Source organism: Ideonella livida (genome assembly GCF_010499455.1).
GTDB classification, from domain to species: domain Bacteria; phylum Pseudomonadota; class Gammaproteobacteria; order Burkholderiales; family Burkholderiaceae_C; genus Ideonella; species Ideonella livida.
In genome coordinates this window covers 24,439-32,826 of the sequence record NZ_JAAGOH010000043.1, presented here as the reverse complement: position 1 = coordinate 32,826, position 8,388 = coordinate 24,439, and the positions used below count along the sequence as shown (strand labels likewise).

The 8,388-nt window shown below is 74.4% G+C and carries 10 protein-coding genes; 1 reads left to right on the top strand and 9 read right to left on the bottom strand.

Features of this window, described 5'->3' with window-relative positions:
- Positions 1–236, top strand: a 236-nt coding sequence (locus G3A44_RS21065) for a TRAP transporter large permease subunit (RefSeq protein WP_163459723.1), incomplete at its 5' end; no start/stop codon positions are given.
- Positions 237–254: 18 nt separating this feature from the next.
- On the opposite strand, the gene G3A44_RS21060 is transcribed toward G3A44_RS21065, so the two are convergent.
- From G3A44_RS21060 to G3A44_RS21020, 9 genes are all read right to left on the bottom strand, one after another.
- Positions 255–959, bottom strand: a complete 705-nt coding sequence (locus G3A44_RS21060) for an anti-sigma factor (protein WP_163459722.1) — start codon at positions 957–959, stop codon at positions 255–257.
- A gap of 56 nt (positions 960–1,015) precedes the next feature.
- Positions 1,016–1,669, bottom strand: coding sequence for a sigma-70 family RNA polymerase sigma factor (locus tag G3A44_RS21055; RefSeq protein WP_163459721.1), 654 nt, complete (start codon positions 1,667–1,669; stop codon positions 1,016–1,018).
- A 69-nt stretch (positions 1,670–1,738) separates the two neighbouring features.
- On the bottom strand, positions 1,739–2,416 hold the full coding sequence (locus G3A44_RS21050) for a cupredoxin domain-containing protein (RefSeq protein WP_163459720.1): 678 nt from the start codon (positions 2,414–2,416) through the stop codon (positions 1,739–1,741).
- Positions 2,413–2,940 (bottom strand): group I truncated hemoglobin, encoded by a 528-nt coding sequence (locus G3A44_RS21045; protein ID WP_163459719.1) that lies wholly within the window; start codon positions 2,938–2,940, stop codon positions 2,413–2,415. The genes G3A44_RS21050 and G3A44_RS21045 overlap by 4 nt, the downstream gene beginning before the upstream one ends.
- Before the next feature lie 37 nt (positions 2,941–2,977).
- On the bottom strand, positions 2,978–3,958 hold the full coding sequence (locus G3A44_RS21040) for a DUF3034 family protein (protein WP_163459718.1): 981 nt from the start codon (positions 3,956–3,958) through the stop codon (positions 2,978–2,980).
- 144 nt (positions 3,959–4,102) lie between these two features.
- Complete coding sequence (locus G3A44_RS21035; RefSeq protein ID WP_163459717.1) at positions 4,103–4,627, bottom strand: MarR family winged helix-turn-helix transcriptional regulator; 525 nt, start codon at positions 4,625–4,627, stop codon at positions 4,103–4,105.
- A 78-nt stretch (positions 4,628–4,705) separates the two neighbouring features.
- A complete protein-coding gene (locus G3A44_RS21030) occupies positions 4,706–5,473 on the bottom strand; it encodes an ABC transporter ATP-binding protein (RefSeq protein WP_163459716.1) in 768 nt (255 codons plus the stop codon).
- Between the two features lie 23 nt (positions 5,474–5,496).
- Positions 5,497–7,338, bottom strand: a complete 1,842-nt coding sequence (locus tag G3A44_RS21025; RefSeq protein WP_163459715.1) for a branched-chain amino acid ABC transporter ATP-binding protein/permease — start codon at positions 7,336–7,338, stop codon at positions 5,497–5,499.
- Positions 7,335–8,381 (bottom strand): branched-chain amino acid ABC transporter permease, encoded by a 1,047-nt coding sequence (locus G3A44_RS21020; protein WP_163459714.1) that lies wholly within the window; start codon positions 8,379–8,381, stop codon positions 7,335–7,337. Before G3A44_RS21020 ends, G3A44_RS21025 begins: the two co-directional genes overlap by 4 nt.
- Positions 8,382–8,388 lie beyond the last annotated feature (7 nt).

The following is an 8,388-nucleotide window of genomic DNA, read 5'->3' as shown; positions in this document are numbered from 1 at the left end:
CCGCGGGGATCGACCCGGTGTACTTCGGGGTGCTGTTCATCATGAACAACGCCATCGGGCTGATCACCCCGCCGGTGGGCACGGTGCTCAACGTGGTGGCCGGCGTGGGCAAGATGAAGATGGACGAGGTCACCCGCGGCGTGCTGCCTTTCATGACCGCGCAGTTCGCGGTGATGTTCCTGCTGGTGCTCTTCCCCTCGCTGGTGCTGGTGCCGGCGCGCTGGTTCGCCCACTGAGGCCGGTGGCCTGAGGCCTCAACCTTCCACGCCGCCCACCGCTATCACCGGCCCCGTGGGCGCACCCGTGGGTGAGCCGCTGGCCGGCTCCACGCTGATGGCGAAGGCCTGGGTGTCGTGCAGCAGTTGCGCGCGCCGGACCTGGCTGGTGCGGTCGGCGGCGACCAGGCCCAGCGAGCGCGGAGCGCCCTGGGCGGGCAGCGCCCACAGCTCCAGCGCCCGGCCGCCCTGCACAGGCAGGGGGGCCAGCGGCCTCAACACCAGGGTGCGACCATCGCCGCTGACGCTGGCCACGAAGCGTGCCTGGGCCAGCAGCTCGGCCGGCACCTGGGCCCCGGCCTGGGGCGCCAGGACCACCAGCACGGGGGCCGGTCCGGGCGCGGGCAGCCACAGGGCGGTGGCCAGGGCCAGCGTGGCCAGGGCGCCGGCGCCAGTGCCCCCTTGCCAGCTCAGCAGGCGTCGCCACCCCCGCCGCGGCGCCGGCAGCCCCAGGCGGGCGTGCAGGCGGCTTTGAAGGCGCTGCCAGGTCTGGGCGCGGGGCGCCACGGGGTCCACGGCGTCGGCCAGGGGCAGCAGTCGGGCTTCCCAGGCCTGCACCGCGCGGCGTAGGGTGGGGTGGGCCGGCAGCAGCGCCTCCAGACGCCGGCGGGCAGGGCCGCGCAAGGTGCCCAGGGCGTAGTTGGCCGCAAGGCGGTTGGCCAGTTCGGGGTGGGAGTAGTCCATGGTGCGTCCTGTCGCGGTGGTGGCGTCGGCTGGGCGGCCGGGCCGGGCGCTGGGGTTCAGGGGCTGGCGGGGCCGGTGCCGCGGTGCCCGCAGGCGGCCAGGCAGCGCTGCAGGGCCATCAGGCTGCGCCGCAGCCAGCTCTTGACCGTGCCCAGGGGCTCGCCCAGGTGCTGGGCCACCTCGGCATGGCTGAGCCCGTCATAGAAGGCCAGCGCCAGGCTGTGGCGCTGGGGCGCTTCCAGCTGCCCCATGCACTGGCGCAGGTCCCGCGCCTCCCAGGCCTGCGCCAGCAGGTCCGCCGGGCCCGGGGCGTCCGTGGCCAGGTGGTCCAGGGGGTCGTCCTCGGCTTCGGTCTGGCCGGCCGGGACTGCGCCTGCGTGCTGCACAGGGGGCCGCGGCACCAGGGTGTCGGGGTCGGCCCGTTGGCGTCGCAGGCTGTCGATGGCGGCGTGCCGGGCGATGGCCTGCATCCAGGTCAGCGGCTGGGCCTGGGCGGCCTGGTAGGCGCCGGCTGCGTCCCAAATCTTGAGGAAGACCTCCTGCAGCACCTCCTCGGCCGTGTCGCGGTGGCGCTGGATGCGCAGGATGACGCCCAGCAGGCGCGGGGCTGCGGCGTTGTACAGGGCTTGGAAGGCGCGCCGGTCACCCAGGGCGATGCGGGCCAGGTGCTCGCCCAGGAGGGCGGCGGCAGGGGCGGGCGGCTGGGGCATGGCGGTGGTGATGGCGAAGACGGACGGTGGGCAACAGCATAGCGGTGGCGGGCGGACGGGCGGGCCGCTTCAGCGCCGGCTCCTGGGCGTGATGCTCAGTGCCAGGGGCAGGGGGGCGGCCTGGGTCCCGTGCCGCCAGAAGGTGGGCGGCTGTTCCAGGAACTGCTGCGGGTGCCACAGCTGCACCGCCACCGCGCCTTCAGGCACCTCGGGCAGGGTCAGCCGGCCTTGCGCGTCGGTCAGGCCCACCCAGGGGGTGTCGGTCACGTACAGGTGGGCCTGCATGCGGGAGTGGATGAAGCAGCCCAGCTGGATGGGGCCGATGCCGCCCTGGATGATGACCTCCGCACCCTCCTTGGGCGGGCCGGCCACTTCGCCGGTGCCAGCGATGCGGAACTCGAAGCTCTGGCCCTGGGTGCCGCGGACATGGTGGTCGAAGGTGTCGCGGTTGGTCAGCCGCAGGCGGGTGCCGGCGGTGACGATGGCCACCGCGGGCTGGAAGCGCATGCCCTGCTGCGTGATTTCCACGCTGGGGATGGGGGTGGGGGCGGGTGTGGCCCGCTCGCGCAGCCGCACCGACACCACCACCTGGGCGGCGGGTTGGCCACTGGCGTCCACCACCTGCACGCTCAGGGGGGCGCCGCCGGCCCGTGCCGAGGCGGCCACGGCCAGGGCCACGGCGGCCCGAACCAGGTGCCGCAGCGCCCTGCCGGCCCCACCGCGGCGCGGGCCTGTCCCGCGGCTCACGGGCCCACCTCGACGATGTCGCGGTGCATCGGGGCCAGCCGGGCCAGCAGCCGGTTCTGCACGCTGAAGGCGATCCCGCGCGCCTGCAGGGCACCTTGCAGCAGCTCCACCAGGGCGTTGAAGTCGGCGGGCCGCACGCCCATGTCCTGGTGGGCGGTGCGCATGTCTGGCCCCTGGTAGCGGCAGGGGCCGCCGCTGACCTGGCAGACCTGCTGGCTGAGCGCGTCGATCAGGTGTTCGGCCTGGGTCTGGGCAAAGAAGTGGCCGATGCGCGGGTCGGCGGCGGCGCGCTGCACCAGGTCGGTGACCACGGCGCGGATGCCCGCCTGGCCGCCCAGCTGCTGGAACAGCGGGTCGGCCGGGGCGGCGGCCGGCGCCGACGTGGCCTGCGGGGCGGGCTGGGCGCCTTGTGCGCCTTGGGTGGCTTGGGCGGCCGAGACGCCCAGGCTGGCGACCACGGCCAGCAGGGCGGACAGGGCGCGGGCCCGGGCGGTGCGCGTTGCGGTCGGGATGGCGTGGATCATGCGGATCTCCTGGAGAAGCGGACGGTGGGGCCGGGGCTCAGAACGCCACCTGGGCAGACAGGTAAGTGCCACGCTGGCGGCGCGGCTGCACCGCCGGGGCGATGCGGCCCAGGTCGGCATGCGCCAGCGTCAGCGAGAGGTGGCGGGTGGGCGCCCAGGCGATGAACAGGTCTTTCCAGTCGTCCGCCGCCAGCGCCCCATCGCCCAGGGCTGACTGGTGCAGGGCGTCGCCCATGGCCCGGTACTCGGCGCCGAGGGCCAGTTGCGGGCTGAGCAGCCAGGCCACCGAGGCTTCGGGCTGCAGGTGCCAGCGGCGGTCCTGGTGGCTGCCAAAGCCCAGCAGGCCGCCCTGGTTGGCGCGGGTCAGGCGCAGGGTGCCATTGACCAGCAGGCCCTGGGCCAGCCACAGCTTGGTGGCGCTGACGTAGGCCTCCTCACCCTCCAGCTGGGCGCCCAGGGTGCCGGTGAGCACTGGGCCCAAGGCGCCGGCGTCCACCCTGTGGTGCAGCAGGCCCACGGCAATCTGCGGCATCCACCGGTCGCTGTCCAGCACGGCGTCGCCGGCCACACGCCACTTCAGGCCCAGGCTGTCCTGCTTCAGGTGCACGCCGCCCAGGCCCAGCGGGGCCAGGTTTTGCCGGGTGTCGAAGTCCTTGTGCGCCAGCGAGACCTCCAACCGGTCGCTCCAGGTGAGGGCCAGGCCGGCGCCCTTCAGGTCGTAGTCCTGGGTGCGCAGCCCGGTCAGGAAGGCGGCGCCGCCCCATTGGCCGGCCGTGCCGCCGCCGCTGGTCAGCGCCCAGGGGGACAGGCCGCCGCCACCGGCCCCGTCCACGGTGCTCACCCCGCCGGTCAGGCGCAGTTTGCCGCCGGTGCCCGCAGCGCGTTCGGGCGGGTCCTGCGGGCCGGGGTTGGCCAGGGCGGGGGCGACAGCGGCGGCGGTGGCCAGGCACAGCGCTGCGCATCGCGGCAGGAGCGGGCGGCGCAGGTCGGCTCGGCGCGCGGGGGTGGGGGGCGTCATGGCGTTCGATCCTTGGCAACGGACCGGACGACATGTCCGGTTCCTGAGGGCCGATACGCGCGGGCGGCGAATCTGGATGAGAAACCCGCTGACGTGTGGGGTCAATGCCGGTCCGGCGGTGCCGCGGGCCGGGCGCCCCGGGGCTCAATCGCTGTCGGCGTCGCCCTCAGGCTCGGCGGGACGGGGGCGGGCGGCCTCGCGCGCGGCCTCGCCGTGGCGGGGCGAGAGGTTGTCCAGGATCTGGTGCAGGCTCTCGTTGAGCTTGCGCACCTGGGTGGCGGTCAGGCCCTCAAAGCTGCGCACAAAGATGTGCTGCGTGGCCAGGCGCCCGCGCTCCAGGGCCAGGCGACCGGCTTCGGTCATGGTGACCTCGGTGACGCGGGCGTCCTGCGCCGAGGTGGCGGTGTCCACCAGCCCCTCGGCCTTCATGCGCTGCACGGTCTTGGTGACGGTGGAGAGCTTGGCCACCGCATGCAGCGCGATGTCCGACACGCTGCGCGTGCCCCGCTCACTCAGGATGAACAGCACCCGCCAGCTCGGGATGTCCAGCCCCACCGGCTTGAGCGCTTGTTCCATTTGCAGCGTGTACACCCCGTACACGCGCGCCAGCCAGTAGAACGGGAACTCGTCCTTGCTGAAGTCAGGGCTGTGCGGGTGGTAGCGGCTCACGGCGGGGGGCGGATCAGGGTGGGGCGCGATCTTAGCGCCGGCCCGGGGCCGCACCCTGTCGCCCGGGTGCCGAGCGCCTCAGGCCGCCAGCCGCGCCTGATGGCTGCTGTGCGCGCCCAGGTAGGCCTCGACGATGCGCGGGTCGTCGGCCAGGGCCTGGGCTGGGCCGGCCAGCGCCACCCGGCCCAGCTCCAGCACGTGGCCGTGGTCGGCCAGGCGCAGGGCGGCACGGGCGTTCTGCTCCACCAGCAGGATGGCCACACCGCGCGCACGCAGGGTGTCCAGGATGCGGAAGATGTCGCGCACGATCAGCGGGGCCAGGCCCAGGCTGGGCTCGTCGAGCATGAGCAGGCGCGGGCGGCCCATCAGCGCGCGGCCCAGGGCCAGCATCTGGCGTTCGCCGCCCGAGAGGGTGGCCGCGGCCTGCTGGGCCCGCTCCTGCAGGCGCGGGAAGAGGGCGTAGACCTCGTCCAAGGCCTCGCGGTGGCGGGCGGCGGGCTCCTGGCGGAAGCGGTAGGCGCCCAGGCGCAGGTTGTCCACCACACTCATGCTGGCGAACAGGGCGCGGGTCTCGGGCACCAGGGCCAGGCCGCGGGCCACGCGGGCGGCCACGGGGGCGGCCTGCACCGCTTCGCCGTCCAGCAGCACCTGACCGGCACGCGCGGGCAGCACGCCCATCAGCGCGCCCAGCAGGGTGCTCTTGCCGGCGCCGTTGGGGCCGATGACGGTGACGATCTGGCCGGCCTGTACCTGCAGGCTCACGCCGGTCAGGGCCTCGATGCGGCCGTAGGCCACGCTCAGGTCCTGCACGTCGAGCAGGGGGGCGGCGGGGGAGGGGGCGCTCATGCGGTGGGTCTCCGTCAACGGGTTCAGATCTCGGCGCCCAGGTAGGCGGCCTGCACCTGGGGGTCGGCCTGCACGGCGGCGGGTTGGCCATCGGCCACCTTGCGGCCAAAGACGATGCAGGCCACGCGGTCGGCCAGGCCCATGACAAAGTCCATGTCGTGCTCCACCAGCAGCACGGCCATGCCTTGGGTGCGCAGGTCGGCCAGCAGGGCGGCCAGGGCCTGCTTTTCCTGGTGGCGCAGGCCGGCGGCGGGTTCGTCCAGCAGCAGCACGGCGGGGTCGGTGCACAGGGCGCGGGCGATCTCCAGCAGGCGTTGTTGGCCCAGGGCCAGGCTGCCGGCGGGTTGGTCGGCCAGGTGGGCCAGGCCCACGCGCTCCAACTGGTGGCGGGCCTCGGCCAGCAGGCTGGATTCTTCGCTGCGCTCCAGGTGCAGGGCGCTGCGCAGCAGGCCGGCGCGGCCACGCAGGTGGGCGCCCAGGGCGACGTTGTCCAGCGCGCTCATGGCCGGCAGCAGCTTGACGTGCTGGAAGGTGCGCGACAGGCCGGCGGCGGCCAGGCGGCGCGGTGCCCAGCCGCGTACGTCCTGCCCCAGGAAGCGCACCGTGCCGGCCGTGGGCGTGTCCACGCAGGAGAGCTGGTTGAACAGCGTGCTCTTGCCCGCGCCGTTGGGGCCGATGACGGCCAGGATCTCGCCGGCGTGCAGGTCCAGGTCGATGTCCTGGTTGGCCACCAGGCCGCCAAAGCGGCGGGTCAGGCCGCGCACTTCCAGCACGCGGCGCCCGCGCTCGGGCAGGGGGCGGGCGGGCAGGGCCTGCGGGGCGGGCAGGTGGCCGTGGCGGCGTGCCGGCAGCGGCCAGCGGTGGCGCAGCCAGCCCCACAGGCCGTGCGGGGCCTTGACCATCAGCACGATCACCAGCCCGGCAAAGACGATGGCCTCGTAGTTGCCGGTCTGCCCCAGCAGGTGGGGCAGGGTGTCCTGCAGCCAGTCGCGCGCCAGGGTCACCACGGCGGCCCCGGCCAGGGCGCCCCAGAGCTGGCCCACGCCGCCGATCAGGGCCATGAACAGCAGGTCGATGCCGGCGCCCAGGCTGAAGGGCGCCGGGCTCACAAAGCGCTGCTCAAAGGCGTAGAGCCAGCCCGAGAGCGCGGCCAGCAGGGCCGAGAGGATGAACACCGCCAGCTTCATGCGGAAGACCGGCACGCCCATGGACTCGGCCATGGCCTGACCGCCGTTGAGGGCCCGCAGGGCGCGACCGGTGCGCGAGTCCAGCAGCTGCCAGCTCAGCCCGCCGGCGGCCAGCAGCGCGCCCCAGATCAGCCAGGCCATGCGCTCGGGGCGGTCCAGCGCCCAGCCGCCCAGCGCGGGCGCGGGCAGGTTGGCCAGGCCGGTGTGGGCGCCCAGCGCTTCGAGCGTGCCAAACAGGCTGAACAGGGCCAGGGCCCAGCACAGCGTGCCCAGCGGCAGGTAGTGGCCCGACAGGCGCAGCGTGAGCGCGCCCAGCGCCGCGGCCACCCCGGCGGTGAGCAGCAGGCCGGCGGGCAGGGCCAGCCAGGGCGAGCCGGCCAGTGGGGCCAGCCAGGCCGGCAGGTCAGCGCCCACGGTGAGCCAGGCGCCGGCGTAGGCGCCCAGGCCGATGAAGGCCGCCTGGCCGAAGCTGGTCATGCCGGCCACGCCGGTCAGCAGCACCAGCCCCAGGGTGGCCAGGGCCGCCAGGCCGATGCGGTTGAGCAGGCTCAGCGGGTAGGCGGGCAGCCAGGGGGTGGCCAGCAGCATCAGCAGCACGGCCGCGGGCAGCAGCCAGGGGCGCAGGCGCTGCCAGGAGAGGGCCGCGGGCTGCGCGGCGCCGACGGTCAGGGTGTTCATGCGTGTTCCTCGTCGTGCGATCCGCTGGCCAGGGAGCGCCACAGCAGCACCGGCAGGATCAGGGTGAAGACGATCACCTCCTTGTAGGCACTGGCCCAGAAGGTGGAATAGGCCTCGATCAGCCCCACGGTGAGGGCGCCCAGGGCGCCCAGCGGGTAGCTCACCAGCCCGCCCACCACCGCGCCCACAAAGCCCTTGAGGCTGATGAGAAAGCCCGAGTCGTAATAGAGCGTGGTGATGGGCGAGATGAGGGCGCCCGACAGCGCCCCGATGCCGGCGGCCAGCCCGAAGCTCCAGCGCCCGGCCTGCGCCGGCGAGATGCCCATGAGCTGCGCGCCCAGGCGGCTGACCGCGGTGGCCTGCAGGGCCTTGCCGGCCAGGGTGCGGCCGAAGAACAGGCCCAGGCCCAGCATCAGCGCCAGGGTGGCGGCCAGCACCCACAGGGTCTGGGCGTTCAGGCGCAGCGGGCCCAGGGCCAGCCCGTCCTCGGAGAAGGGCTCGGTGCGCGCGCCCTCGGCGCCAAACATCAGCAGCGCCAGGCCCACCAGCACCACATGCACCGCGATGGAGACGATGAGCAGCACCAGGCCATGCGCCGCGGCAATGGGCCGGAAGCACAGGTCATAAAGCCAGGGGCCCAGCGGCACGATGAGTGCCAGGGTGAAGGCCAGCTGCACGGCCAGCGGCCACGGGCTGGCGGGCAGCTTCAGGCCGATGAGCAGCAGGGCCAGGGCGTAGGCGGGGCCGGCGGCGTCGCGCCAGCCCAGCGGGGCCTCCTCGCCGGCGGTGCCGCGTTGCCAGGCCCACAGGCGCTGGGCCAGGCGGGCCGCGGCCAGGCCCAGCAGCAGCCAGGCCAGGCGGGCGGGCTGGCCGGCCTGCAGCGCGGCCAGGGTCAGCGCCCCGAAGGTGACGAACTCTCCCTGGGGCACCAGCAGCACCCGGGTGACGGTGAAGACCAGGACGATGGACAGGGCCAGCAGCGCGTAGATCGCGCCGCTGGTCATCCCGTCCTGCCCCAGCAGCAGGGCGATCTGCAGGTTCATGGCTGCC